Source organism: Nocardia thraciensis, assembly GCF_054782435.1.
This window is the reverse complement of the sequence record NZ_BAAGSM010000001.1, coordinates 23086-47755: the sequence shown is the minus strand read 5'-3', so window position 1 is coordinate 47755 and position 24670 is coordinate 23086. Positions and strand designations below refer to the sequence as shown.

Sequence of the window (24670 nt, the reverse complement as noted above, 5' to 3'; positions counted from 1 at the left end):
ACGCGTCCACTGTGCGGTATCTGAAACAACACACCGTGTCCTGTGCGGGATCCCGGCCGAGAGCGTGCCGGGACGACCGTGCTGGGCCGCGGTCGGTTTCATAGAGTTACGGCGGTTATAGCGGTGGGGAAACGCCCGGTCCCATTCCGAACCCGGAAGCTAAGCCTGCCAGCGCCGATGGTACTGCACTCGACAGGGTGTGGGAGAGTAGGACACCGCCGGAACAATCGTTCACGAAGGCCCCCAACACAGTTGGGGGCCTTCGCCATTTTCTCGGATCGTTACCCGCGACGCGCTGTGGATGTCAGCTCGCTCTCGTGGTCGGCGACGGTGCTGTCGCCGCACTGGTCATTCCGCTGTTGATGTGCCTGCTCGCGCTGGCCGAGCTGCGCTTCGGCGCACTCACCACGATCCGTATCTTCGTCGCCGGACATATCGGCGCCACACTCCTGGTCGCCGTGGGCCTGTGGGTCGCGGTCACGGCGGACTGGGTATCGATCTCCCTCACGACGGCCGAGGATGTCGGCATCAGCTACGGTGCCATGGCCGTGATCGGTGCCTTTGTGGTGCTGGTGCCGTCGAAGTGGCGCGCCACCTGGTCGATCACGTGGCTGGCCGTCGCGGTGTCCGGTGTGGCGTTGGGCCGCACGTTCACAAATGTCGGGCACCTCGTCCAAGCTCAGCCGGTTCGAATGCGGGCTACTCGCGGTCGCAACCGCGCTCGGCTACCTGATGCTCGTCGGCTGACCACCGCGCCGGAAGTGTCGGACGGGACGAATCGCCCGGGAACTGATGCCGATACAGCCGAGCGGGGGCCGGTTATTACACTCGACCGGTGCGCCTCGTGATTGCTCGCTGTCAGGTCGACTACGTTGGTCGGCTCACCGCCCACCTCCCGATGGCTCGCCGGCTGCTGCTGATGAAGGCCGACGGTTCGGTGCTGGTGCATTCCGACGGAGGCTCCTACAAGCCGCTGAACTGGATGAGTCCGCCCTGCTGGCTGGAGGAGCGCGACAGCGAAACCGAAGCGGCCAAGTTGTGGGTGGTGACCAACAAGGCCGGTGAGGAATTGCGTATCACCGTCGAGGACATCGAGCACGACTCCGAGCACGAACTGGGCGTCGACCCGGGACTGGTCAAGGACGGCGTGGAGGCCCATCTGCAGGAGCTGCTGGCCGAGCACATCGAGACCCTCGGCGCTGGCTACTCGCTCATCCGCCGCGAGTACATGACGGCGATCGGGCCGGTGGACATCCTGTGCCGCGACGCCGACGGCGCCACCGTGGCGGTGGAGATCAAGCGGCGCGGTGAGATCGACGGCGTCGAGCAGCTGACCCGGTACCTGGAGTTGCTGAACCGTGATCCGCTGCTGGCCCCGGTCACCGGCGTATTCGCCGCGCAGCAGATCAAGCCGCAAGCCAAGACGCTCGCGACCGACCGCGGAATCCGTTGCCTGACATTGGATTACAACGCGCTCCGCGGCACCGACAGCGACGAATTCCGGCTGTTCTAGGTCGAAGTATGCCCCGCCGGAAGCCTCGTCCCAAGCAGTCGTCGACGCGGTTCCAGCGGGAGCCGCGACCGATCGGCGATGTCTTCGGGCGCACCGAGCGCGGGCCGGACGGCGAGGACACCTACGTGGTCCGCACGGTCCCGGGTTCCCGCGCGACCAAGACCTACCGCTGTCCAGGCTGTGATCACGAAATCCCGCCCGGCACAGCGCATATCGTCGCCTGGCTGGAATACGGCGGCGAGGACGACCGCCGCCACTGGCACACCGGATGCTGGAAGGGCAGGTACACCCGCGGCATCACCCGACGCTGGTCCTGAGCGCAGTCTCGGCCGCTGGGCAACGGGACGGCGACCACGTCATGCCCTGCGCCGCAATGTAATACGGGAGAAATAGGGAAGGCCGCCCCGGGTGGGGGCGGCCTTCGGACGGTGGTGGGTTGTGTCGCCCGGCGGGATTGGCGCTAGCTCGAGACTTCGGCGTTCTCGCGCTCGTCGTCGACGATCTCTTCGTCCTTCACCTCGGGAATCGCCTTCTGGCGTCCGGAGCCGGACTGCTTGCCCTGCAGCGAACGCTGCTCGGGGGCGCCGTCGAGCAGCTCGCTCTCGCGGTTGACCGCGGCGAGCATGGCCGGAACGGAATCGAGCTGACCACGAATGCCCAAGAGCTGGGCCAGAACTCGGCCGCGCAGCACGCGCATCTCCTCGGCCAGTTCCTTGGCGTGCGCGATCTTGCGATCGGCCTGCTGGGTGGCGGAGGTGACCAGGCGGTTGGACTCGTCGGTGGCGTCCTTGATGCGCTGGGCGGCCTCGGAGCGGCTGGACGCCTCCAGCTCCTCCATGGCGCGGGTGAGCTTGGTGCGCCGCTCGGCCATGGTAACCTCGAAGTCCTGCTGCGTGGCCTTGCGCTTGGCCTCCGCCTCCTTGGTGATGCGCTCGGCCTCGGCCTGGGCGGCCTCCACGATCTTGGTGGACTCGCCCCGCGCGTTGGAGAGGGTCTGCTCGAACTCGACCTCGAGCGCCTCCCGCTTCTCCTTGGTCTCGGCCAGCAGCGACTCGTACTTGCCGCGCATCTCCGTGGCCTGCTGCTCCGCGATCGAGATCATCTCGGCGGCCTCGGCCTGCGCCTGGGCGCGGACCTCGGAGGCCTCGTCAGAGGCCAGGCGCAGCATGCGCGAGATGCGATCGCTCATGCCCTCGGCAGTGGTCGGCGGCACCGACAGGCGGTCGACTTCCTTGCGGAGTTCGTCGATTTCGTCGCGTGCGTCCTCCAGCTGGGCGGCCAGGTTTCTGGCCTGGGCTGCGGCGGCGTCGCGATCTGTTGCGGTGACCCTTAGTTCGGCATCAAATCGGTCGAAATAATTGCGCACCTCATCGCGGTCGTAGCCCTTACGGACCACGGTAAACGGCAACGCGACGAAGCGATTGCGATCGGGCTCAGTGGACGACATGCCCCACAAACTACAGCCTACCGTGCCACCATGGTGACCCGACCGCGAATGTCGTTACGACAAGTTTCCGCGGCCGGATTGCGGTACTAGTGAGTAGGATTCGCGGCTGGCTCCACAAGCTCGATGAGCACACCGCCAGCATCCTTGGGGTGTACGAAGTTGATACGGGAATCCGCCGTTCCGGTGCGGGGTGCGTCATACAGCAAACGCAGGCCCCGGCCACGCAGGAAGGTAGCCACGGCATCGATGTCGGTGACGCGGTAGGCCAGTTGCTGGAGCCCCGGACCGTTGCGATCGATGAACTTGGCGATGGTCGACGCCTCGTTCACCGGCGCCAGCAACTGCAGAGCAGTCGAATCGTCCCCGGCGCCGGGCAGCGACAGCATCGCTTCGTGGACGCCCTGGGCCTCGTTCACCTCGCGGTGGGTCTCGACCATTCCGAGGTGTTCGGAGTACCAGGCGACGGCGGTGTCGAGGTCGGGGACGGCGATGCCGACATGGTCGACGGCGATCACGTAGTCGGCGGGAATGAATTCGGACGTATCGGCGGTGCTCACCCTTCGAACGGTAGCGCGCACCTGCACGGCGCTGCCGAGACGGCACCGGTTACCGTTGAGTACAGCGTTCACCGATCCACGAAGCGAGGCATACCGTGACCACCACTTCTGTCATCGTCTCCGGCGCGCGGACCCCGGTGGGCCGGCTGCTGGGTGGGCTGAAGGGCTTCAGCGGCTCCGATCTGGGCGGATTCGCCATCAAGGCGGCGCTGGAGAAGGGCGGCGTGCGGCCCGATCAGATCGACTACGTCATCATGGGCCAGGTGCTGACCGCCGGTGCGGGACAGATTCCAGCGCGGCAGGCCGCGGTGGCGGGCGGCATCCCGATGGATGTCCCGGCGCTGACGCTGAACAAGGTGTGTTTGTCCGGTATCAACGCAATCGCCTTGGCGGATCAGCTGATTCGCGCCGGTGAGTACGAGATCGTGGTGGCCGGGGGGCAGGAGTCGATGACGCAGGCGCCGCATCTGCTGGAGAAGAGCCGCGAGGGCTTCAAGTACGGCGACGTGACCCTGCGCGATCACATGGCCTTCGACGGCCTGCACGACATCTTCACCGATCAGGCGATGGGCGCGTTGACCGAGACGCGCAACGACGCCGACCACATCAGCCGCGCGGATCAGGACGAGTTCGCCGCCGCCTCGCATCAGAAGGCCGCGGCCGCCTGGAAGAACGGGGTCTTCGAGGACGAGGTGGTGCCGGTGGCGGTGCCGCAGCGCAAGGGCGACCCGATCCTGGTGACCGAGGACGAGGGCATCCGCGCCGACACCACCGCCGAATCGCTGGGCAGGCTGCGCCCGGCCTTCCGCAAGGACGGGACCATCACCGCCGGGTCGGCCTCGCAGATCTCCGACGGCGCCGCCGCGGTGGTCGTGATGAGCAAGGCCAAGGCGCGGGAGCTGTGCCTGAGCTGGATCGCCGAGATCGGCGCCGCGGGCGTGGTGGCCGGTCCGGATTCCACGCTGCAGGAGCAGCCCGCCAACGCCATCGCCAAAGCTTGTGCGCGGGAGGGGATTTCGCCTGCCGATCTGGATCTGGTGGAGATCAACGAGGCGTTCGCGGCTGTTGGTATCGCCTCCACTCGGAAGCTGGGGATCGATCCGGCGAAGGTCAACGTCAACGGTGGGGCTATTGCCATCGGCCATCCCCTGGGCATGTCCGGTGCCCGCATTCTCCTGCACCTGGCGTTGGAGTTGAAGCGTCGCGGGGGTGGCGTGGGTGCTGCGGCGCTCTGCGGTGGTGGAGGTCAGGGCGACGCCTTGATCGTCAAGGTCGGGTAACCCATCGGGATGACGGGTGGTGCCGGTGGGGTGTGTTGCATGCCACACCAACTACCCGCTGTCGTAGAGGTGTGGGCATTGGGCACAATAGAGCCCATGGGCGAATTCTTCGATGTGAGCACCGTGGCCAAGCGGGTGCGTCTGTTCGGCACGCTGGAGGCGGTGTCGTGGGCGCTGCTGCTGACGGGCTCCGTGCTCAAGCGTCTGCCGGAACCGATCACCTGGCCGGTGATGGTGTTCGGGATGCTGCACGGCATTCTGTTCCTGCTGTTCGTGCTGAATGTGCTGCTGGCATTCCGCGAGTTCGAGTGGCCGGGCAAGACGCTGGCGCTGGGACTGCTCTCGTCCGTGGTCCCGTTCACTTCGGCCTGGTTCGAGCGCTGGGCGATCCGTTCCGGCCAATTGGGTGAGCTCAGCGCGGCCGCCGCATCCTCCACCGCCCGTTCGTGACAAACTGGAAACCGTGACTCGACCTGCTGCACGTCGTCCCTCGCCCGCCGTCGCCGCTGCCATGTCCGGTGCGGTGGATCTGTCCGCTCTGAAACAGCCGGCCGCCACGGACGCTCCGACCGGTCACGCGGTTTCCGAGGCCGATTTCGAGACCAAGGTGCTGCGTCGCTCGATGCAGGTGCCGGTGGTCATCGTCCTGTACTCGCAGCGCAGCCCGGCCAGCGTAGATCTGGTGAAGCTGTTCGAGAAGCTCGTTGCCGAGGGCGATGGCAGCTGGGACCTGGCCACCGTCGAGGCCGAGCCGAATATGCGCATCGCGCAGGCGCTCGGGGTACAGGGCATCCCGACCGTGATCGCCGTGGCCGCGGGCCAGCCGCTGGCCGATTTCCAGGGCACCCAGCCCGAACCGCAGGTGAAGCAGTGGATCGCGGCCGTGATCGACGCGGTGCGCGGCAAGCTGCAGGGCGCTGAGGGGGAGGAGGCGCCCGAGGCCGCCGCGCCGGAGGATCCGCGGTTCACCGCCGCCGAGGAGGCGATCGAGCGCGGCGATGTCGCCGGGGCCGAGGCCGCGTACGAGAAGATTCTCGCCGAGGAACCGGCCAATTCCGAGGCCAAGGCCGCGCTGCGTCAGCTGCGCTTCTACTCCCGCGCGCAGGGGCTGCCAGCCGATGCGGTCGCCCGCGCCGACGCCGATCCGGCCGATATCGATGCGGCCTTCGCCGCCGCCGATATGGAACTGTTCAACCAGGAGCCCGAGGCGGCGTTCACGCGCCTGATCGAGCTGATCAAGCGCACCGCCGGGGACGACCGCAACCGTGTCCGCACCCGCCTGGTCGAGCTGTTCGAACTGTTCGACACGGCCGATCCGGCGGTGGTCGCCGCCCGTCGCAAGCTGGCGACCGCGCTGTACTGAGCGTCCGTCGCGAAACGAGTCCGGGCCGCCGGGCGACATGCGGTGTGAACCGGCGGATCGGGTCGGGGGAAGGCGAACGTTCGCACATGACGACAACTATCGCCCGGGTGCTTGCGGGCGCGGCCGCCGCTGCGGCGGTGATCCTGGTGCCGGGCGCCGCCGCGGCCGAGGACACGTCCACCCGCCTCGTGCTCACGCGAGAAGACTCCGATCAGCCGACCCGCACGGCGGAGCTGACCTGCGATCCGGTCGGCGGCTCCCATCCGGACCCCGTCGCCGCCTGTGAGTACTTGCTGACCGGCGACCTCGCCCTGCCCGAGGAGGACCCGGGCGTTCGCTGCTTCCGCTACCACCCGGTCACACTGCGGGCCGAGGGCACCTTCCGCGGCGCCCCCGTCTTTGTGGAACGCACCTACAACTGTCTGGTCCCGGACCTCCCTACGCCTTGGAAGTTCTGATAATTCCGGCATGCTTTCGGCCGGAAGGCCCTACCCCGGGGTCAGCCAGACCGCGCTGTTCGGGGCCATGGTGAGCGTGGCCGAGTACGGCCGCCCGTGGCAGGGCTCGGAGGTCGCGTGCACCCCGCCGAGGTTGCCGATTCCGCTGCCGCCGTAGGTGTCTGCGTCGGTGTTGAGGATTTCGCGCCAGCGGCCGGAGGCCGGGAGACCGATGCGGTGGTCGCGGTGCTGGGCGCCGGAGAAGTTGTAGACGCAGGCGACGATCGAACCGTCGGACCCGTAGCGCAGGAACGCGATCACGTTGTTGAGGCTGTCGTCGGCGTCGATCCAGGCGTAGCCGCCGGGTGCGGTGTCCTGCGTCCACAGTGCCGGATGCGCGCGGTAGGCGGCGTTGAGGTCGCGCACCAGCAGCCGAATGCCGTTGTGCAGCGGGTTGTCCAGCTCGTGCCAGTCCAGGCCGCGGTCGTGGGACCACTCCCGGAACTGGCCGAAATCCTGCCCCATGAACAGCAGTTGCTTGCCCGGATGCGCCCACATGTAGGCCAGCAGCGTCCGCACCCCGCAGGCCTTCGCCCAGTCGTCGCCGGGCATCCGCGTCCACAGCGTGCCCTTGCCGTGCACCACCTCGTCGTGACTGATCGGCAGCACGTAGTTCTCGCTCCACGCGTAGACCACCGAGAACGTGAGTTCGTTGTGATGCCAGCTGCGGTGGATCTGGTCGCGGCCGAGATAGCCGAGGGTGTCGTGCATCCAGCCCATATTCCACTTCATCGTGAAGCCCAGGCCGCCGACGTCGGTCGAGCGCGTGACGCCGGGCCAGGTGGTGGATTCCTCGGCGACGGTGACCACGCCCGGATGGTGCTCGAGCACGGTGGCGTTCATATCCTGCAGGAACGCAACGGCTTCCAGATTCTCGCGGCCGCCGTGAACATTGGGTTCCCAGCCGCCCTCGGGCCGTGAGTAGTCGAGGTACAGCATCGATGCCACGGCGTCGACCCGCAGCCCGTCGATGTGGAACTCCTCGATCCAGTAGCGCGCGTTGGCGACCAGGAAGTTGCGCACCTCGTGCCGGCCGAAGTCGAAAACGTAGGTGCCCCAATCCAACTGCTCCCCTCGGCGGGGGTCGGCATGCTCGTACAGCGGCGTGCCGTCGAAGCGGGCCAGGGCCCACTCGTCGCGCGGGAAGTGGGCCGGAACCCAGTCCAGGATGATGCCGACCCCCGCGCCGTGCAGGTGGTCGACGAAGGCGCGGAAATCGTCGGGTGTCCCGAACCGGGCCGTCGGAGCGTAGTAGGAGGTGACCTGATAACCCCAGGAGCCGCCGAAGGGGTGCTCGGCGACCGGGAGCAGTTCGACGTGGGTGTACCCCTGCTCCAGCACGTACGCGGCCAGTTGCTCGGCCGACTCGCGGTAACCGAGCCCCGCGCGCCAGGAGCCGAGGTGCACCTCGTAGACGCTCATCGGCGCCCGTGTCGGATCGGTGCGGGCACGCACGGCGAGCCAGTCGTCGTCGCGCCAGGTGTAGGAGCTTTCGGTGACCACCGAGGCGGTGGCGGGCGGCGCCTCGGTGGCGAACGCGAACGGATCGGCATGGTCGACGGTGCGCCCGTCGGCGCCGTGCACCCGGAACTTGTACAGCGCGCCCGGCTCGATGCCGGGTACGAACAGCTCCCAGACCCCGGATCCGCCCAATCTCCGCATGGGCGCGGTGGTTCCGCTCCAGGCGTCGAAATCGCCGATCACCGAGACCCCGCGGGCGTTGGGCGCCCAGACCGCGAACGAGGTCCCCGTCACCTCGCCGTCGAGGGTCGTGTACCTGCGCGGATGCGCGCCGAGTACCTCCCACAACCGCTCGTGCCGACCCTCGCCGATCAGGTGCAGGTCGAGTTCGCCGACCGTCGGCAGGAATCGGTAGCCGTCGGCCACCAGCACGGTCTGGCCGCCCGGGTAGGCCGCCAGCAGCCGGTAGTCGCGGATTTCGATGAACGGCACCACGCCCTCGAAGACGCCGTGCTCGACGTGCTCGAGGGGATAGTCCGCCTCGCCGATCCGGACCGCGACCGAATCCGCGTGCGGGCGAAGGGCTCTGATCGCCATACCCTCGGGATGCGGGTGTGCGCCGAGCACCGTGTGCGGGTCGGGATGGGTGCCCGCGGCCAGCAGCAGCAGGTCGCGGCGGTTCATCGGCCCCTCATCGGAACGACCTCCGGTACGCCAATTCGGTTCGGGCGGCAGCGGATACGGGCGGCAGGGCGAGGATGTGCGCGACCGCGCGGACCGGGTCCAGGCGCACGTAATTGGTTTGGCCCCAGTGGTATTCCTCGCCGGTGATCTCGTCGAGCACCACCGGGTGGTCGTGCCACTCGCGTCCGATCGCGGGCAGGTCCAGCGAGATCATGCCGTCCTCGGCGCCGTAGGGATCGAGGTTCACCACGATCAGCACCGCGTCACCGGTGGTGGGGTCGATCTTCGAGTACGCCAGCAGCGCGTCGTTGTCGACGTGGTGAAAGGCGATGCAGCGCAACTGCTGGAGCGCAGGATGCGCGCGGCGGATCTCGTTGAGCCGGGTCAGCCACGGCTCGAGCGACTCCCCGCGCGCGGCGGCCGCGGCGAAGTGGCGCGGCCGCAGCTGGTACTTCTCCGAGTCCAGGTACTCCTCGCTGCCCGGTCGCACCGCCTGATGCTCGAACAGTTCGAAGCCCGAGTAGACCCCCCAGGCCGGCGCCAGCGTCGCCGCCAGCACGGCGCGAATCGCGAACATGCCCGGCCCGCCGTGCTGCAGGCTCTCGTGCAGGATGTCGGGGGTGTTCACGAACAGGTTGGGCCGGGCCTCGTCGGCCTTGGCGGCGAGTTCCCGGGCGAACTCCGCCAGCTCGTGTTTGCCCGTGCGCCAGGTGAAATACGTGTAGGACTGCCCGAATCCGCGCCGCGCCAGCCCGTACAACCGGGCCGGTCGGGTGAAGGCCTCGGACAGGAAGAGCACGTCCGGATCGGTGCGGCGCACCTGCGCGATCAGCCACTCCCAGAAGTCGGCCGGTTTGGTGTGCGGATTGTCGACGCGAAAGATGTTGACGCCCAGCGTGATCCAGTGCCGCACCACACGCAGCACCTCGGCGTACAACCCGTCCGGATCGTTGTCGAAGTCGAGCGGGTAGATGTCCTGGTACTTCTTGGGCAGGTTCTCGGCGAAGGCGATCGTGCCGTCCGGCTGGGTGGTGAACCATTCGGGATGCTCGCGCACCCACGGATGGTCGGGTGCGCACTGCAGGGCCAGATCGAGCGCCACCTCCATCCCGAGTTCTCGTGCGGCGTCGACGAATTCGACGAAGTCGGCCTCGGTGCCCAGGAGCGGGTGGACGGCGTCGTGCCCGCCCTCCTCGGCGCCGATCGCCCACGGCGATCCGACATCGTCGGGCTCGGCGGTCAGGGAGTTGTTGCGGCCCTTGCGATTCACCCGCCCGATGGGGTGGACCGGCGGCAGGTAGGCCACGTCGAAACCCATGGCGGCGATTCGGGGCAGTTCCTCGGCGGCCGTGGCGAAGGTGCCGTGTACCGGGTTTCCGTCGGCGTCCCAGCCGCCGGTGGATCGGGGGAAGAACTCGTACCACGCGCCGTACAGTGCCCGCCTGCGCTCGACCAGCACCGTATGCTGCGGGCCGCGGGTGATCAGGTCGCGCAGCGGGGTGACGCGCAGGATCTCGCCGACCTCGGCGCTGAACGCGGGCGCGACCCGGGCCGGGAGCTGCCCCTCGGCGCGTAGCGCGGCCGCCGCCGCGCGCAGCCGCTCCCACTGCTTCTTCGGCACCTGCTGTGCCGCCCGGTCCAGCAGCCGCGCGCCGAGCTCGAGATCGTTGGCGAGGTCGGCGGCGCTCTGCCCGACCGCCAGCTTGGCCTCCACCGCCGCTCGCCAGGTGGCGATCGGATCGCTCCAGCCCTCGATGCGGTAGGTCCACAGGCCCGGCTGATTCGGGGTGAACACGGCGTTGAACACGTCGGGCTCGAATTCCGGCGACATCCGGATCCGCTGGGTGCGGGCGGCGGGTGACCGCGCGGCCAGCGTCGCGCCCACCACGTCGTGGCCCTCCCGCCACACGACGGCCCGCACCGGGAACACCTCGCCGACCACGGCTTTGGCCGGGCGGCCACCGGGGATGGACGGGGCGGTGTCATCGATGGCGATGCGACCGGTCACGAAGTCAACCGTACCGGTAGTTCCCGCGTGGCTACTCGATCGACGGCCGAATGTGGAAGGCTGTCGATGCCGAAGCGGAGGTTGTCTCCGTTGGAGTCGGCGGAGGTAACGACGCTGGAGGAGGTTTCCCCCTTGACTGCCGTACAAGGCCTTTCGGTGGATATCACGACATCCGACGGGGTCGCGGACGCCTACGTGTCGTCCCCGGACGACGGCGCTCCGCATCCGGGAGTCCTGCTCTACATGGACGCCTTCGGGCTGCGGCCGAGCCTGCGCGCCATGGCCGACCGGCTGGCCGGGCACGGATACACGGTGCTGGTCCCGAATGTGCTGTACCGGCACGGCCGGGCGCCCGTGGTCGACCTGCCGGACTTCATCGACCCGTCCCAGCGACCGGAACTGTTCCAGCAACTGCTGCCGATGATCCACGAACTGACCCCCGACCTGGTGCTCCGCGATGCCGACGCCTATCTGGCCTGGCTGACGGCGTACGAGCGGACCGCCGACGGGCCGATGGGCGCCACCGGCTACTGCATGGGCGCCCGGCTGGCGCTGCGCACCGCCGCCGGTTTCCCGGAACTGATCGGTGCCGCGGCGGGATTCCATGCCGGTGGTCTCGTCACCGACGGTCCCGACAGCCCGCACCTGGTGGTCGGAAACGTCACGGCGGAACTGTATTTCGGCCACGCCGACGATGACCCGTCGCTGCCTCCAGAACAGGTCGAACGCTTCGAGCGGGCGTTGTCGGACGCCGGTATCGCCCATCGCTGCGAGGTCTACTCGGGCGCCCGCCACGGTTACACCCAGACCGACACCTCCGCGTACGACGAACAGGCCGCCGAGCGCCATTGGCGGGAGCTGGTGTCGCTGTTGGACCGGACACTGCCGCCCGCCGACTGAGCGCCCGGCTGGTCACGGGTGTATTTCGCGTGGTCATATGGCCACACCCGGGCGGTGCGGCGCCCTGTATGGTCGTTGCGGTGAAGGCACTTCGTCGGTTCACGGTCCGTGCCCATCTGCCCGAACGGCTGTCCGCGCTCGCCGAGCTGGCGACGAATCTGCGGTGGTCGTGGCATGCGCCCACGCAGGATCTGTTCGCCGAGCTGGATCAGGCGCTCTGGCTCGAGGTCGGGCGCGATCCGGTGCGGATGCTGGGGGAGGTGCCCGCCGCGCGGCTCGACGAGCAGGCCGCGGACGATGCCTACGTCCGCGCGGTCGACGCCGCGGCAGCTGATCTGCGGGACTATCTGACGCGGCCGCGCTGGTTCCAGAAGCAGGCGGACGGGGAGCGGGGCGACGCCCTGCCGACGGCTATCGCGTACTTCTCGATGGAGTTCGGCGTCACCGAGGTGCTGCCCAACTATTCGGGCGGTCTCGGGATCCTGGCGGGCGATCACCTCAAGTCCGCCTCCGACCTGGGCCTGCCGCTCATCGGCGTGGGATTGCTGTATCGCTCCGGCTATTTCCGGCAGTCGCTGACCGCCGACGGCTGGCAGTCCGAGCGATATCCGCACCTGGACCCGCAGGGGCTGCCGCTGCGCTTGCTCACCGATCCGCCGGGCACGGGTGACGCGCCCGCCGGTGCGCCGGTACTGCTCCACCTGGCCATGCCCGAGGGGCGCGTGTTGCGGGCCCGGGTGTGGATCGCGCAGGTCGGCCGGATTCCGTTGCTGCTGTTGGATTCCGACATCGCCGACAACGATCCGGAGCTGCGGTCGGTGACGGACCGGCTCTACGGCGGCGACCAGGATCACCGGATCAAACAGGAGATCCTCGCCGGTATCGGCGGGGTGCGGGCGGTGCGCGCCTACACCCGGGCGCACGGGCTGCCCGACCCGGACGTGTTCCATATGAACGAGGGCCACGCCGGATTCCTCGGCATCGAGCGCATCCGTGAATTCATGGCCGCCGGACTGGATTTCGATGCGGCGCTGGCCGCGGTCCGCGCCGGAACGGTGTTCACCACGCACACCCCGGTGCCAGCGGGAATCGACCGGTTCGCCGGTGCGCTGGTGCGCCGGTACTTCGGTGGCGCACACGGCGAGCGTGAATCCTCGCTGTTGCCAGGCGTTTCCGTGGATCGCATCGTGGCGCTGGGGCGCGAGACCGACCCCTCGGTGTTCAACATGGCGCACCTCGGCCTGCGGATGGCACAGCGCGCCAACGGCGTATCGCAGCTGCACGGCGAGGTCAGCCGTGCCATGTTCGCACCGCTGTGGCCGGGCTTCGATGCTGCCGAGGTGCCGATCGGCGCGGTCACCAACGGTGTGCACGCACCGACCTGGGCGGCCCGCGAATGGATCGACAAGGCCCGCGAATTCGTCGGCCCCGAACTGGTGGAGGAGGCGCGCGGCTGGGAGCGGCTGTGCGATGTCGACCTGCGCGAGCTGTGGTCGGCCCGAAACGCGTTGCGCGGCATCCTCGTCGCGGAGGTGCGACGACGAGTGCGCGCGTCGTGGCTGGAGCGTGGCGCCGCCCCGGCCGAATTGGCCTGGGTGGATGAGGTTTTCGATCCGAACGTGCTCACCGTCGGCTTCGCCCGCCGGGTCCCGACCTACAAGCGGCTGACCCTGATGCTGCGCGATCCGGAGCGGCTGCGCGCGCTGCTGCTCGATCCCGACCGGCCGCTGCAGCTGGTGGTGGCGGGCAAGAGCCACCCGGCCGACGATGGCGGCAAGGCGCTGATCCAGCAGGTGGTGCGGTTCGCCGACGATCCGGCCGTGCGGCACCGCATCGTCTTCCTGCCCGACTACGACATGTCGATGGCGCGCTACCTGTACTGGGGATGCGATGTGTGGCTGAACAATCCGCTGCGCCCGCTCGAGGCGTGCGGCACGTCGGGGATGAAGGCCGCGCTCAACGGCTCGCTGAACCTGTCGATCCGCGACGGCTGGTGGGACGAGATGTACGACGGCGAGAACGGCTGGGCCATTCCCACCGCGGACGGCGTGCGCGACGACAACCGCCGCGACGATCTCGAGGCGAGCGCCCTGTACGAGATGCTGGAACGCGCCGTGCTGCCGCGCTTCTACGACCGCGACAGCGACGGTCTGCCGGTGCGCTGGATGGAGATGGTCCGCCACACGCTGCGGACGCTGGGCCCGAAGGTGCTCGCCTCCCGCATGGTGCGCGACTACGCCGTCGAGTACTACACGCCCGCGGCGGGCGCGTACAACGCTGTGGCACAAGACGATTTCGCGGGTGCGCGGGAGCTGGCGGAGTACCGGCGCTGCGTCGAGGCGGCCTGGCAGCTGGTGAAGGTGATCCAGGTCGACAGCGCGGGGCTGCCCGACACACCGGTGATCGGCGCCGGGCTGTCGCTGCGAGCGCGCATAGATCTCGGCGGCCTGGCACCCACGGAGGTGGTGGTGCAGGCCGTGCTGGGCCGGGTCTCGATGGACGACGACCTGTCCGACGTCACGACCATCGAAATGGCGTACGCCGGAACGGATTCCGGCGTCGAGGTATTCACCGTCGACACCCCCGTCCCCCTGTCCGGTGCGGTCGGCTACACCGTCCGCATCCTCCCGCACCACCCCCTACTCGCCACCAACGCCGAACTGGGCCTGGTCGCCACCCCCAGCCCATAGCCCTTGGTCGTTCCCGTGGGTTCGTCTCCCTCGAACAATTGGGGGTGCCCGAAGGACCGGGAGACGATGGGCCCAGGCATTGCAACTCCAGAAATTCGGGAGCCTTACCGGGGACCAGCCGCACATCTATGTTGCGAATCTGGTGCTCGGCACCGCCCAGGCGCATTCGCAGCATCGGCCCGCCGCCGTCGGAGTCGAGTTGTTCGCAGGCGCCGACGCCGGGGAACATCCGGGAGTAGGTCTCGGAATCGAGGAGGAGATCCCACAGCGCTTTGCGGGCGACCGCCAAGTCGACGGCCGTTTCGACGATATCGGTAACCAACTGCTTGCACTTCTCGCTCGGCCGTTTCGAAAGCTCGGTTCGGCGGATTACGCATAGGACTTGCTGTCCCAGTAGGCGCGTGCTGATCGTGATTGCCATCGGTTCGCCGAGTCCGGATGGCGCCGGGCGTGTCGCGGCAGATACGGTGCCCACCGGATATCCGCGGGGACAGCGGATGTCTCGCAGTGGATATAGCATTTGTCGTTCCGGGCCGAGGGTGGAGACAAAACATGAGTACTGACGTGCAGCCGCGACCGCGCGGTCGACTCGACTCCTACTTCGGGGTCAGCGAACTCGGTTCGACCTACAGGCGCGAGATCATGGCCGGGACGGTCACATTCCTGGCGATGTCCTATGTGCTCGCGGTGAATCCATCGATCCTCGGCGACCAGGGCCAGCTCGGGCCGCTCGGCATCCCGACCCAGGCGGTGTTCACGGCCACGGCGGTCGCGGCGGTGTTCGGCACGCTGGTCATGGGCATATGGGCGCGCTATCCGGTCGCGCTCGCGCCGGGCATGGGGCTCAACGCCTTCTTCGCCTACACCGTGGTGCTCGAGATGGGCATCCCATGGCAGGAGGCGCTGTCGGGCACCTTCCTGTCCGGCGTCATCTTCTTCGTGCTGGCCGTCACCAAGGTCCGCGAGAAGATCATCGACGCCATCCCGATGCAGATGAAGCTCGCGGTCGGCGCCGGGATCGGAATGTTCGTGGCGTTTCTCGGGCTGAAGAACGCCGGTGTCGTGACCGCCAGCGAGGCGACCCTGGTGCATCTGGGCGAATTCACCAAGGGCACGACGTTGCTGGCGCTGTTCGGCCTGTTGGTGACGGTGATCTTCATGGTGCTGCGCTGGCACGGGGCCGTGCTGTACGGCATTCTCGCCACCACCGTGGTCGGAATCGTCACCGGGCTGGTCGACCTGCCGGATGCGGTGGTTGCCATGCCGCACGGGCTGGACCAGACCTTCGGGCAGGCGATCATCCACCTGCCGGACGCCTTCACCGGCCAGATGATCATCGTCGTGCTGACCATGCTGTTCGTCGATTTCTTCGACGCCTCGGGCACGCTGATCGGCATCGCCAACCAGGCCGGGCTGCTGGGCCCGGACGGCAAGCTGCCGCGGGCGGCGCAGGCGCTGGCCGCCGACTCGGTCGGCACCACCGCGGGTGCCGTCATCGGCACGTCCACCACCACCGCCTACGTCGAATCCACCGCCGGCGTCAGCGCGGGCGGGCGCACCGGGCTGACCGCCGTGGCGACGGCGGGATGGTTCCTGATCGCGATGTTCTTCTTCCCGCTGTTCGCCGTCGTCGCCGGGGCGCCCGCGGTGACCGCGCCCGCGCTCATCGTGGTCGGTGTGCTGATGGCCCGCGCACTGGGCGAAATCGACTGGGGCAAGCTGGAATACGCGATCCCGGCGTTCCTCACCGTAATCATGATGCCGTTGACCTATTCGATCGCGAACGGCATTGCCATGGGTCTGCTGTTCTATCCAGTAGTGATGGTCGCCCGCGGGCGCGTGCGCGAGGTCCACTGGGTGATGTGGGTGCTGATGGCCGTATTCCTCGGCTACTTCTTCTTCCTGGCGGAATAGGTTCCGAGCGGAACAAATCGAGATCGCGGAATAACGATCGAACCGATTAGGGTTGTCTCCCCGTGAACAAACCGGACCATGGTCCGGTTTGTTTGCAACAACTAACTAGTTGATGAGGACACGGAGATAATCATGACCGCCCACACCACCGCCTCCAGCGAGCTAGGCCGCCGCGCCGACACTTCCGATGTCGGTCTTTTGGTACTGCGCCTGTTCTTCGGCGGCCTCCTGGCCGCGCACGGCGCACAGAAGCTGTTCGGCTGGTTCAACGGCCCCGGCCTGGACGCGACCAACACCATGTTCGACCAGATGGGTTACAACCCCGGCAAGCTCTTCGGAACCCTGGCCGGGCTCAGCGAACTCACCGGCGGGATCCTCCTGCTGCTGGGCCTGCTGACGCCGCTCGCGGCGGCCATCGCGCTCGGCACCATGGTCAACGCGATCAATGCGACATGGGCCAGTGGCCTTTTCGGCGGCACCGGCGGACCGGGCTACGAGATGGCGCTGCTGTTCGGAATCGCCGCCGCCGCGCTCGGCTTCACCGGACCCGGCCGCTACTCGCTGGACCACGGCCGTCCGTGGGAGCGCAAGGGCGTGGTCTGGGGTGCGGCCGCCGTCGTGCTGGCGATCGTCGCCGGTGTGATCACCCTGATCCTGAAGTGGACGCTCTGACCGAAGACGCTCCGAACACTCGAGCCGGGCGGCGCGGATTCCGAGCGTCGCGCGGAGCGGAAGATTTTGGTGCCCCCGCACCGCGTGCAGGGCTTGGCGCGGGGGCATCAGATACATCCGATGGGGAATTGGGGGTCATCGGAGTATCGCCGCCCAATTTACTTCCGCATAGAAGTTCGGTCCAAGGGATGAGAGTCATGTCACAGCCGCGTGAGGTTTATTTCGCCGCCGCGGTCGCCGTCGAGGTCAGGCGCCGCAGGGCCTTGGTCACCACTTCCGGGTCGGAGGTCTCCCAGTACGGCGGCAGCGAGGCCCGCAGGTAGGCGCCGTAGCGGGCGGTGGCCAGACGGGAATCCAGGATCGCTACCACGCCGCGGTCGTCGGTGCTGCGCAGCAGGCGGCCCGTACCCTGGGCCAGCAGCAGCGCCGCGTGGTTGGCCGCGATCGCCATGAATCCGTTGCCGCCGCGCGACTCCACCGCCCGCTGCCGCGCGACCAGGAGCGGATCGTCCGGGCGGGGGAACGGGATGCGGTCGAGAATCACCAGGCTCAGCGACGGGCCGGGCACGTCGACGCCCTGCCACAGCGACAGCGTGCCGAACAGCGAGGTCTCCGGATCGTCGGCGAACTTGCGGACCAGCGCGCCGGTGGCGTCGTCACCCTGGCACAGCACCGGGGTGTCCAGGCGCTGCCGCAGGATCTCGGTGGCCGCCTTGGCGGCGCGCATCGAGGAGAACAGGCCCAGCGTGCGACCGCCCGCGGCGCGGATCAGCCGCTCGATCTCGTCCAGGTAGGCCGGGGGCAGGCCGTCGCGGCCCGGGGCCGGAAGATGCTTGGCTACGTACAGGATTCCGGATTTCGCGTGATCGAACGGGGAACCGACGTCCAGCGAGTTCCAGCGCACGGTGTCGGCGTCCGCGGGCGCCTCGGCGCCGTTGGCCAGGGCGGCGTCGACGCGGTTGGCCGACTGCGGCGGCAGGCCCCAGGTGACGGCGAGCCCGTCGAACGACCCTCCGACCTGCAGTGTGGCCGAGGTGAGCACCACGGTGGCGGCGCCGAACAGGCGGCTGCGCAGGAGTCCGCCGACCGATAGCGGCGCCATGTGCAGGGTGCGCCGCGGCACGCCGCGCATCTCGTCGGCCGCCAGCCAGATCACGTCGCGCCGGGCGGCCGGATCGCTCTCCTCGAAGGTGGTCAGCGCTCGGACGGCGGTGTCGTGGATCTCCTCGACCGCGGCCACCGCCTGATTGCGTGCGGCAGCCGCCTCCGGATCGCCCTGCGGGGCGGACGAACCCGGCGGCGCCAGCGCGGTGCGGCAGTTCCAGGCGGCGTCGCGGATCAGCGCCAGCACCCCGGACGCGCCGCCCGGCAGCTCGTCCCACCGGCCCGCGGGCATCTCCTCGAGCAGGTCGTGCCAGGCCTCGGCGGCGCCCTCGAGCCGGTCGACCTCCTGCTCGTCGATCAGTTTCGCGCAGCGCTTGGCGGCGGCGCTGATCGCGGCGGTGGACAGTTCGGCCGTGGCGACGCCGGTGACCCGGTCCACCAGTTCGTGCGCCTCGTCGATGACCACCACATCGTGCTCGGGCAGCACCTGGATGCCGCTGATGGCATCGATGGCCAACAGCGCGTGGTTGGTGACCACGACATCGGCCTGCCCGGATTCGCTGCGGGCGCGTTCGGCGAAGCAGTCCTGGCCGAACGGGCAGCGGGACTTGCCCAGGCATTCTCGCGAGGACACGCTGACCTGCCGCCAGGCCCGGTCGCTCACGCCCGGAGCCAGCTCGTCGCGGTCGCCGGTCTCGGTGTCGGACGCCCAGTCGTTGAGGCGCTGGACCTCGCGGCCGAGCCGGGACACCGCGAACGCGTCGAAAAGCTCGGCATCGGCAGGTTCGTCCGGAATCGCGCTGTTGATCTTGTTCAGGCACAGGTAGTTGTTGCGGCCCTTGAGGATCGCGAACTGCGCCCGGCGGCCCAGCGGTGTGCTCAGCGCCTCGGCCAGGCGCGGCAGATCGCGGTCCACCAGCTGGCGTTGCAGCGCGATGGTCGCCGTCGAGACCACCACCGTGCGGCCGGTCTGCACCGCGTGCCGCAGGCTCGGCACCAGGTACGCCAGCGACTTGCCGGTACCCGTACCGGCCTGCACCGCCAGGTGCTCCTTGGTATCGATGGAGTGCGCGACCGCGGCCGCCATGGTCTGCTGGCCCTTGCGGGCCGTGCCGCCGAGGGCCTCGACGGCGGTCGACAGCAGGGTCGGAACGGGCGGCAGTTCGGGCACCCTGGCAGGGTACTGCGCCGGTCCGACAGCGAGGTCGACTGCCTGCGAGCTCGACGGCGGATCGTTCCGGCCCAATGGAATTCATTCGAGCATCGGACATGCGAGGGTGTGCGGCAACTGGCCGCCGGCGACCGTGGTCCGAGGCGTCGCTGTGGTGAATTATCGGGAAAAATTTGGAACGGAATGCTCTGTTCTGTTAGAGTGTCAGAACGGAGCACACCGCTCCGGAGAGCAAGGAGATCCACAATGTCCGACATCCGCCCCTTCCGCATCGAGATCCCGCAGGCCGACCTGGATGACCTGAACTACCGCCTCGCGCACACCCGGTTCGCCGCCGAACTTCCCGCCGAGCGGTTCGCGGGCAAGGTGGATCTCGGCATCCCGGTGCCCCCGGGCTGGGAGTACGGCGTGCCGGGCGCGTTCGTGCGGCCCCTGATCGAGCGCTGGCGCGACGAATTCGATTGGCGCGCAGTGGAGGAGAAGCTGAACGCGCACCCGCACTTCGTCACCGAGATCGACGGGCAGCACATCCACTTCGTGCATGTGCGCTCGGCGAATCCGGACGCGACGCCGCTGATGCTGACCCACGGGTGGCCGAGCTCGTTCGTCGAGTACCTGGGCCTGGTCGACCGGCTGACCGACGAGTTCCACCTGGTGATCCCGTCGTACCCGGGCTTCGCCTTCTCCGGCCCGACCCGGGACATCGGCTGGACGCCGGAGCGGATGGCCGCCGCGTACGTCGAGTTGATGCGGCGGCTGGGGTACGAGCGCTACGGCGTGCACGGCAACGACGGCGGCGCGATCGTCTCGCCCGAAATGGGCAGGCTCGCACCTGAAAACGTGATCGGCGTGCACGTCAACCAGATCTTCTCCTTCCCGAAGGGTGAGCCGGGCGAGATGGAGGGCCTCAGCGAGCAGGAGTTGATGGGCGTGCAGTTCGGCCAGAAGTTCCTCGAGCACTCCATCCACGACTTCACGCAGCGCGCGCAGCCGAGCACGATCGCGCACGGCCTGTCGGATTCACCGGCCGGGCAGCTGGCTTGGAGCGGGCAGCTGCTGGGGACGCTGGATCCCGACGACATCCTCACCAACGTCGCGATCTACTGGTTCACCAACACCTCGGCGTCCTCGGCCCGGTTCTACTACGAGAACGCGAAGGGCGAGCACGCCGCGGCGCCGACCACGGTGCCTATCGGCCTGGCCTCGTTCGGGTACGACTTCAAGCCGCCGCGCAAGTTCGCCGAGCGCGACCACGCGAACATCGTGCAGTGGAACGAGTACGCGGAAGGCGGACACTGGGCCGCCTACGAGGTGCCCGAGGTGCTGGCGGCGGATATCCGCGGATTCTTCGCAAAGCTGGTGTAGGGCAAGAGGTTCCGTCGACCCCGGCCGATTCCATCGGCCGGGGTGACGTCGTGTCGAGCGAGCCGGGGACGTCGTGTCGAGCGAGCCGGGGACGTCGTGTCGGGGCGAGCCGGGGCAAGTGGTGTCGAGCTGACCGCATTGGCGCGGCGGCCTCGAGGGCGGACTCAGCCCTCCAGCTCACCGGCGAGTTCTACACCCGCACCACGCATTTGGTCGAGTGCCTTCTCCGTGGTGTGCGGTGCGACATTCGCGGTGAGCACCAGCAGAACTCGGGCGTCGAATCCCGCGGCGCGGGCATCGAGCGCGGTGGCGCGGACACAGTGATCGGTGGCGATACCGCAGATGTCGACGGTGTCGATATCGTTGGCGCGCAACCAGTCCGCGAGGGCGGTGCCGTCGTCGGCGGTGCCCTCGAAACCGGAGTATCCGGCGCTGTACTGGCCCTTGGAGAAGATCTGCTCGATCGGCGCGATGGTCAGATTCGGGTGGAATTCGGCGCCGGGCGTGCCCGCCCGGCAGTGCGGCGGCCAGGTGCCCACATAGTCGGGATCGTCGGAGAAATGCGATCCCGGATCGATGTGGTGGTCGCGGGTCGCGACGATCGCGTCGTAGTCGGCGACGCTCAGATACTCCGAGATCCGCTCGGCCACCGCGGCGCCGCCCGCGACGGCGAGCGAGCCGCCCTCGCAGAAGTCGTTCTGCACGTCGACCACGATGAGTGCTCTGGTCATCTGCTGTACCTCGGTCTCGAACGGGGCGTTCGCGGTGTCCTCATTGTAGGAAAGTGGTGCCGATCGCGGGCTCCCCGGCCGACAGTTTCAGCCCCTCCCACGGCAGGCTCACCAACCCCCGCGCGACCAGGTCGCGAGATTCGGCGAGGGTCGGCTGCCCCTCGACGACGCGGCCCTCGCGCACGAGCGGGACCAGCAGGTCGCGAACCTGGTGACCGTTCCCGGGCCGCGCGGCGTGGGCCGGATAGACGATCTCCTCCACGATCGTGCCGGTCCGCCGGGACAACCGCACCGCCTTCTTGGTGCCCCCGCGCGACTCCTTGTGGCTGCTGCGCTTGGCGACCGGCACGCCGTCGACTTCCACCAGCTTGTAGACCATCCCGGCGGTCGGCGCGCCCGAACCCGTGACCAGCGAGGTGCCGACGCCGTACGCGTCGACCGGCTCGGCGCGCAGCCCGGCGATCGAATACTCGTCCAGATCCCCCGACACCACGATGCGGGTCCCTGTCGCGCCGAGCGAGTCCAGCTGGTCTCGCACCTGTCGAGCCAGGACGCCGAGATCGCCGGAATCGATGCGTACCCCGCCCAATCCGGTCCCGGCCACCTCGATCGCGGTGGCCACGCCCTGCGTGATGTCGAACGTGTCGACCAGCAGCGTGGTGCCGATGCCGAGCGCCTCGATCTGGCCGCGGAACGCCGCCGCCTCGTGCTGGCCGTCGGGTCCGCTGTGCAGCAGGGTGAACGCGTGCGCGCTGGTGCCCGCGCCGGGAACACCGAAGCGGCGCACGGCCTCCAGGTTCGAGGTGGCGTCGAACCCCGCCAGGTAGGCCGCGCGGGCGCTGGCTGGCGCGGCCAGTTCGTGGGTGCGCCGCGACCCCATCTCGATCATGCGGCGCCCGGCGGCGGCGCTGACCATGCGCGCGGCCGCCGAGGCGATCGCGCTGTCGTGGTTGAGGATCGACAGGACCAGGGTCTCCAGCACGACGCATTCGGCGAAGCTGCCCCGCACCGACAGGATCGGCGAACCCGGGAAGTAGAGGTCGCCCTCGCGATAGCCGTCTATCTCGCCGGTGAATCGGTACGTGCGCAGCCACTCCAGGGTGCGCCGGTCCAGGAACTCCCCGGCAATCGCGAGTTCCGGCTCGCCGAAACGGAACTCGGCCAGGGCCTCGAGCATCCGGCCGGTACCGGCGACCACACCGTAGCGCCGACCGTGCGGCAAGCGCCTGGCGAATACCTCGAACGTACAGTGGCGCCGGGCCGATCCGTCGGCCAGCGCGGCCGCCAGCATGGTCAGTTCGTACTGGTCGGTCAGCAGCGCGGTGCTGGTAACTCCGGGTGTGGTGTCCACGTCGTCACTGTAGACAGCGGCCCCGTCGGGCCCGGTGCGGGACGCCGCCGGGAACTGGACATAACGGCTGGGCGCGGGTGTTGTGTATTCGGAGTCGAGTCGTACCCTGAAGGTTATGGGTCTGTGTATAGAAGACGCTGTCCGGGTCGCCGCCGGTCCGGTCGGCGTGCACCCGGCGCTGTCGGCGGCACAGGCTACCCCGGAGGCGATCGAGTCCACCGAGATTCTCGAGGCCGAGGACCGGCCCTGGGTCACGGTGGTCTGGGACGATCCGGTCAACCTGATGCATTACGTGACCTACATATTCCAGAAGCTGTTCGGCTACAGCAAAGCCAAGGCAACCGAGCTGATGCTCAAGGTGCACAACGAGGGCAAGGCGGTGGTGTCGTCCGGCTCCCGGGACAAGATGGAACACGACGTGCAGCGCCTGCACGCGGCCGGACTATGGGCGACCATGCAGCGTGACGACTGACCGCGGCGACTACCGTAGCCCCGTGCGCAAGTGGAGCAGGAAGAACTCGCTGAGCGGGCTCAAGCTGCGGTCGGAGATGGACGTGCGGGAGGCGGAGGTGTTGCGCTCGCTGGTGGGCGCGGTCACCGGGCTGCTGAACGACCGGGCGCAGTCGGCGCCCGAGGACGATCTGACCGCGCTGACCGGGCTGCGCAGCGGCAATACCAACCCGCCCGACGACCCCCGGCTGGCCCGACTACTCCCGGAGTTCCACCGGTCCGAGCCCGGTTCCCCCGATGCCGACCGCGCCGATCTCAACAGCGCGCTGCGCGGCCTGCACGAGCCCGACATCATCGAGGCCAAGGTGGCAGCCGGTGCGGTGGTGCTCGAGACCCTCCCGTCCGAGGGCGGCAAGATCGTGCTCACCCCGGAGCAGGCCGACGCCTGGCTGACCGCCCTCAACGACGTGCGCCTGGCCCTGGGCACCGCCCTCGGCATCGACGCCGACACGCCCGAACAGCTGGATCCGAACGATCCGCGCGCACCGCACCTGGACGTCTACCACTGGCTCACCTGGATGCAGGACTCCCTGCTGCAGGCGCTGGCCCCTTAACGGGATTTCTCACCGCACATAACTATTGACAGTCACCGCGACTAGCACATTTTCCGACCCCGCGCGGGAAATTCGGGGGCTGCGCCCGTCGGCCCGGGAATAGGTGCATATTCTGGGCCGTTGACGAACGGCGAGCGGAAGGATTTCGACTGTGCTGGTGATCAGGGCCGACCTCGTGGACGCGATGGTGGCGCACGCGCGCGCCGATCATCCGGACGAGGCGTGCGGGATCGTCGCCGGGCCCGAGGGTTCCGACCGCCCCGAGCGGTTCGTGGCGATGATCAATGCCGAGCGCTCGCCCACGTTCTACCGGTTCGACTCCGGCGAACAGCTGCGGGTGTGGCGCGAGATGGACGATCGCGACGAGGAACCGGTGGTCGTCTACCACTCGCACACCGCGACCGAGGCCTATCCGAGCCGCACCGACATCTCCTACGCCTCCGAGCCGAACGCGCACTATGTGCTGGTCTCCACCCGGGATCCGGAACAGCACGAGTTGCGCAGCTACCGGATCGTCGACGGCGTGGTCACCGAGGAGCCCGTGCAGATCGTGCCCGCATATTCGAACGCCTGAGCCGTCAAGGCGCGAGCCGTCCCGACCAGAACAAGGAGCAGTAAATGTCGGTAACCGTGTCCATCCCGACCATCATGCGTACCCTGACCGGAGGCGAGAAGCGGGTGCAGGCCGCCGGCGGCACCCTCGCCGCCGTCATCGACGACCTCGACGGCAACTACGCGGGTCTGAAGGAGCGGCTGCTGTCCGACGGCAAGCTGAACCGCTACGTCAATATCTATGTCGACGACGAGGACGTGCGGTTCGCGGGCGGGCTGGCGGCCGAGGTGCCCGAGGGCGGCACCGTCACGATTCTTCCCGCCGTCGCCGGCGGCGCGCGCTGAT

General features: G+C 68.5%; 24 protein-coding genes and 1 rRNA gene. 18 read left to right on the top strand and 7 right to left on the bottom strand.

Annotated elements, in window-relative coordinates; all coding sequences use genetic code 11:
- Positions 1–107 precede the first annotated feature (107 nt).
- The 4 genes from rrf to ACYVLQ_RS00250 all read left to right on the top strand — a co-directional run bounded on the left by rrf (position 108) and on the right by ACYVLQ_RS00250 (position 1830).
- Positions 108–224: ribosomal RNA gene (gene rrf / locus ACYVLQ_RS00265) — 5S ribosomal RNA — on the top strand.
- Positions 225–317: 93 nt separating this feature from the next.
- Entirely contained in the window at positions 318–848 is a 531-nt protein-coding gene (locus tag ACYVLQ_RS00260; protein ID WP_460695284.1) for a rhomboid-like protein, read from the top strand.
- Positions 836–1513, top strand: a complete 678-nt coding sequence (gene nucS, locus ACYVLQ_RS00255) for an endonuclease NucS (RefSeq protein ID WP_460695283.1) — start codon at positions 836–838, stop codon at positions 1511–1513. The genes ACYVLQ_RS00260 and nucS overlap by 13 nt, the downstream gene beginning before the upstream one ends.
- An 8-nt stretch (positions 1514–1521) precedes the next feature.
- Positions 1522–1830, top strand: coding sequence for an ATP/GTP-binding protein (locus ACYVLQ_RS00250; RefSeq protein WP_460695282.1), 309 nt, complete (start codon positions 1522–1524; stop codon positions 1828–1830).
- Between the two features lie 143 nt (positions 1831–1973).
- Here ACYVLQ_RS00250 and ACYVLQ_RS00245 read toward each other — a convergent pair whose 3' ends face one another.
- Positions 1974–2960 carry a hypothetical protein gene (locus ACYVLQ_RS00245; protein WP_460695281.1) on the bottom strand — a complete coding sequence of 329 codons (987 nt, stop codon included), beginning with the start codon at positions 2958–2960 and terminating at the stop codon, positions 1974–1976.
- Between the two features lie 86 nt (positions 2961–3046).
- On the bottom strand, positions 3047–3517 hold the full coding sequence (mce, locus tag ACYVLQ_RS00240) for a methylmalonyl-CoA epimerase (RefSeq protein ID WP_460695280.1): 471 nt from the start codon (positions 3515–3517) through the stop codon (positions 3047–3049).
- A 95-nt stretch (positions 3518–3612) separates the two neighbouring features.
- On the opposite strand from mce, the gene ACYVLQ_RS00235 reads away from it, so the two are divergent.
- The 4 genes from ACYVLQ_RS00235 to ACYVLQ_RS00220 all read left to right on the top strand — a co-directional run bounded on the left by ACYVLQ_RS00235 (position 3613) and on the right by ACYVLQ_RS00220 (position 6618).
- Complete coding sequence (locus ACYVLQ_RS00235) at positions 3613–4797, top strand: acetyl-CoA C-acetyltransferase (RefSeq protein ID WP_460695279.1); 1185 nt, start codon at positions 3613–3615, stop codon at positions 4795–4797.
- Between the two features lie 96 nt (positions 4798–4893).
- The gene (locus ACYVLQ_RS00230; RefSeq protein WP_460695278.1) at positions 4894–5247 is read left to right on the top strand and encodes a DUF3817 domain-containing protein; all 354 of its coding nucleotides are present in this window, start codon (positions 4894–4896) and stop codon (positions 5245–5247) included.
- Positions 5248–5308: 61 nt separating this feature from the next.
- Positions 5309–6160, top strand: a complete 852-nt coding sequence (locus tag ACYVLQ_RS00225) for a co-chaperone YbbN (RefSeq protein ID WP_460695288.1) — start codon at positions 5309–5311, stop codon at positions 6158–6160.
- 86 nt (positions 6161–6246) lie between these two features.
- Entirely contained in the window at positions 6247–6618 is a 372-nt protein-coding gene (locus tag ACYVLQ_RS00220; protein ID WP_460695277.1) for an SSI family serine proteinase inhibitor, read from the top strand.
- Between the two features lie 30 nt (positions 6619–6648).
- On the opposite strand, the gene glgB is transcribed toward ACYVLQ_RS00220, so the two are convergent.
- The gene (gene glgB / locus ACYVLQ_RS00215) at positions 6649–8802 is read right to left on the bottom strand and encodes a 1,4-alpha-glucan branching protein GlgB (RefSeq protein ID WP_460695276.1); all 2154 of its coding nucleotides are present in this window, start codon (positions 8800–8802) and stop codon (positions 6649–6651) included.
- A gap of 7 nt (positions 8803–8809) precedes the next feature.
- Positions 8810–10810, bottom strand: coding sequence for an alpha-1,4-glucan--maltose-1-phosphate maltosyltransferase (locus tag ACYVLQ_RS00210; protein ID WP_460695275.1), 2001 nt, complete (start codon positions 10808–10810; stop codon positions 8810–8812).
- A 132-nt stretch (positions 10811–10942) separates the two neighbouring features.
- Here ACYVLQ_RS00210 and ACYVLQ_RS00205 point away from each other — a divergent pair, with 132 nt between their 5' ends.
- The 5 genes from ACYVLQ_RS00205 (at position 10943) to ACYVLQ_RS00185 (ending at position 16986) form a co-directional block, all read left to right on the top strand.
- Positions 10943–11710 carry a dienelactone hydrolase family protein gene (locus ACYVLQ_RS00205; protein ID WP_460695274.1) on the top strand — a complete coding sequence of 256 codons (768 nt, stop codon included), beginning with the start codon at positions 10943–10945 and terminating at the stop codon, positions 11708–11710.
- An 80-nt stretch (positions 11711–11790) separates the two neighbouring features.
- The gene (gene glgP / locus ACYVLQ_RS00200) at positions 11791–14400 is read left to right on the top strand and encodes an alpha-glucan family phosphorylase (RefSeq protein ID WP_460695273.1); all 2610 of its coding nucleotides are present in this window, start codon (positions 11791–11793) and stop codon (positions 14398–14400) included.
- Positions 14401–14542: 142 nt separating this feature from the next.
- Entirely contained in the window at positions 14543–14779 is a 237-nt protein-coding gene (locus ACYVLQ_RS00195; protein ID WP_460695272.1) for a hypothetical protein, read from the top strand.
- 173 nt (positions 14780–14952) lie between these two features.
- Complete coding sequence (locus ACYVLQ_RS00190) at positions 14953–16314, top strand: NCS2 family permease (RefSeq protein WP_460695271.1); 1362 nt, start codon at positions 14953–14955, stop codon at positions 16312–16314.
- A gap of 132 nt (positions 16315–16446) precedes the next feature.
- Positions 16447–16986: a DoxX family protein gene (locus tag ACYVLQ_RS00185; protein ID WP_460695270.1), complete on the top strand. Its 540-nt coding sequence runs from the start codon at positions 16447–16449 to the stop codon at positions 16984–16986.
- 217 nt (positions 16987–17203) lie between these two features.
- Here ACYVLQ_RS00185 and ACYVLQ_RS00180 read toward each other — a convergent pair whose 3' ends face one another.
- Complete coding sequence (locus tag ACYVLQ_RS00180; protein ID WP_460695269.1) at positions 17204–19261, bottom strand: ATP-dependent DNA helicase; 2058 nt, start codon at positions 19259–19261, stop codon at positions 17204–17206.
- A gap of 246 nt (positions 19262–19507) precedes the next feature.
- On the opposite strand from ACYVLQ_RS00180, the gene ACYVLQ_RS00175 reads away from it, so the two are divergent.
- Positions 19508–20626 carry an epoxide hydrolase family protein gene (locus tag ACYVLQ_RS00175; protein WP_460695268.1) on the top strand — a complete coding sequence of 373 codons (1119 nt, stop codon included), beginning with the start codon at positions 19508–19510 and terminating at the stop codon, positions 20624–20626.
- A gap of 164 nt (positions 20627–20790) precedes the next feature.
- Here ACYVLQ_RS00175 and ACYVLQ_RS00170 read toward each other — a convergent pair whose 3' ends face one another.
- A complete protein-coding gene (locus tag ACYVLQ_RS00170) occupies positions 20791–21357 on the bottom strand; it encodes a nicotinamidase (RefSeq protein WP_460695267.1) in 567 nt (188 codons plus the stop codon).
- Between the two features lie 40 nt (positions 21358–21397).
- Positions 21398–22708 (bottom strand): nicotinate phosphoribosyltransferase, encoded by a 1311-nt coding sequence (locus ACYVLQ_RS00165; protein WP_460695266.1) that lies wholly within the window; start codon positions 22706–22708, stop codon positions 21398–21400.
- 115 nt (positions 22709–22823) lie between these two features.
- On the opposite strand from ACYVLQ_RS00165, the gene clpS reads away from it, so the two are divergent.
- The 4 genes from clpS (at position 22824) to ACYVLQ_RS00145 (ending at position 24669) form a co-directional block, all read left to right on the top strand.
- Positions 22824–23180 carry an ATP-dependent Clp protease adapter ClpS gene (gene clpS / locus ACYVLQ_RS00160; RefSeq protein WP_460695265.1) on the top strand — a complete coding sequence of 119 codons (357 nt, stop codon included), beginning with the start codon at positions 22824–22826 and terminating at the stop codon, positions 23178–23180.
- Positions 23181–23202: 22 nt separating this feature from the next.
- Positions 23203–23772, top strand: a complete 570-nt coding sequence (gene aosR, locus ACYVLQ_RS00155) for an oxidative stress transcriptional regulator AosR (RefSeq protein ID WP_460695264.1) — start codon at positions 23203–23205, stop codon at positions 23770–23772.
- Positions 23773–23923: 151 nt separating this feature from the next.
- A complete protein-coding gene (locus tag ACYVLQ_RS00150) occupies positions 23924–24346 on the top strand; it encodes a M67 family metallopeptidase (RefSeq protein ID WP_460695263.1) in 423 nt (140 codons plus the stop codon).
- A 44-nt stretch (positions 24347–24390) separates the two neighbouring features.
- Positions 24391–24669 carry a MoaD/ThiS family protein gene (locus ACYVLQ_RS00145; RefSeq protein ID WP_460695262.1) on the top strand — a complete coding sequence of 93 codons (279 nt, stop codon included), beginning with the start codon at positions 24391–24393 and terminating at the stop codon, positions 24667–24669.
- Position 24670 lies beyond the last annotated feature (1 nt).

Bases quoted from the DNA above. Each gene is read 5' to 3' on its own strand.
- clpS (WP_460695265.1), top strand. From the start codon at position 22,824: ATGGGTCTGTGTATAGAAGACGCTGTCCGGGTCGCCGCCGGTCCGGTC.
- ACYVLQ_RS00220 (WP_460695277.1), top strand. From the start codon at position 6,247: ATGACGACAACTATCGCCCGGGTGCTTGCGGGCGCGGCCGCCGCTGCG.
- ACYVLQ_RS00245 (WP_460695281.1), bottom strand. From the start codon at position 2,960: ATGTCGTCCACTGAGCCCGATCGCAATCGCTTCGTCGCGTTGCCGTTT.
- ACYVLQ_RS00185 (WP_460695270.1), top strand. From the start codon at position 16,447: ATGACCGCCCACACCACCGCCTCCAGCGAGCTAGGCCGCCGCGCCGAC.
- ACYVLQ_RS00170 (WP_460695267.1), bottom strand. From the start codon at position 21,357: ATGACCAGAGCACTCATCGTGGTCGACGTGCAGAACGACTTCTGCGAG.
- ACYVLQ_RS00225 (WP_460695288.1), top strand. From the start codon at position 5,309: ATGTCCGGTGCGGTGGATCTGTCCGCTCTGAAACAGCCGGCCGCCACG.
- ACYVLQ_RS00230 (WP_460695278.1), top strand. From the start codon at position 4,894: ATGGGCGAATTCTTCGATGTGAGCACCGTGGCCAAGCGGGTGCGTCTG.
- ACYVLQ_RS00145 (WP_460695262.1), top strand. From the start codon at position 24,391: ATGTCGGTAACCGTGTCCATCCCGACCATCATGCGTACCCTGACCGGA.
- ACYVLQ_RS00190 (WP_460695271.1), top strand. From the start codon at position 14,953: ATGAGTACTGACGTGCAGCCGCGACCGCGCGGTCGACTCGACTCCTAC.
- ACYVLQ_RS00250 (WP_460695282.1), top strand. From the start codon at position 1,522: ATGCCCCGCCGGAAGCCTCGTCCCAAGCAGTCGTCGACGCGGTTCCAG.
- glgB (WP_460695276.1), bottom strand. From the start codon at position 8,802: ATGAACCGCCGCGACCTGCTGCTGCTGGCCGCGGGCACCCATCCCGAC.
- ACYVLQ_RS00175 (WP_460695268.1), top strand. From the start codon at position 19,508: ATGTCCGACATCCGCCCCTTCCGCATCGAGATCCCGCAGGCCGACCTG.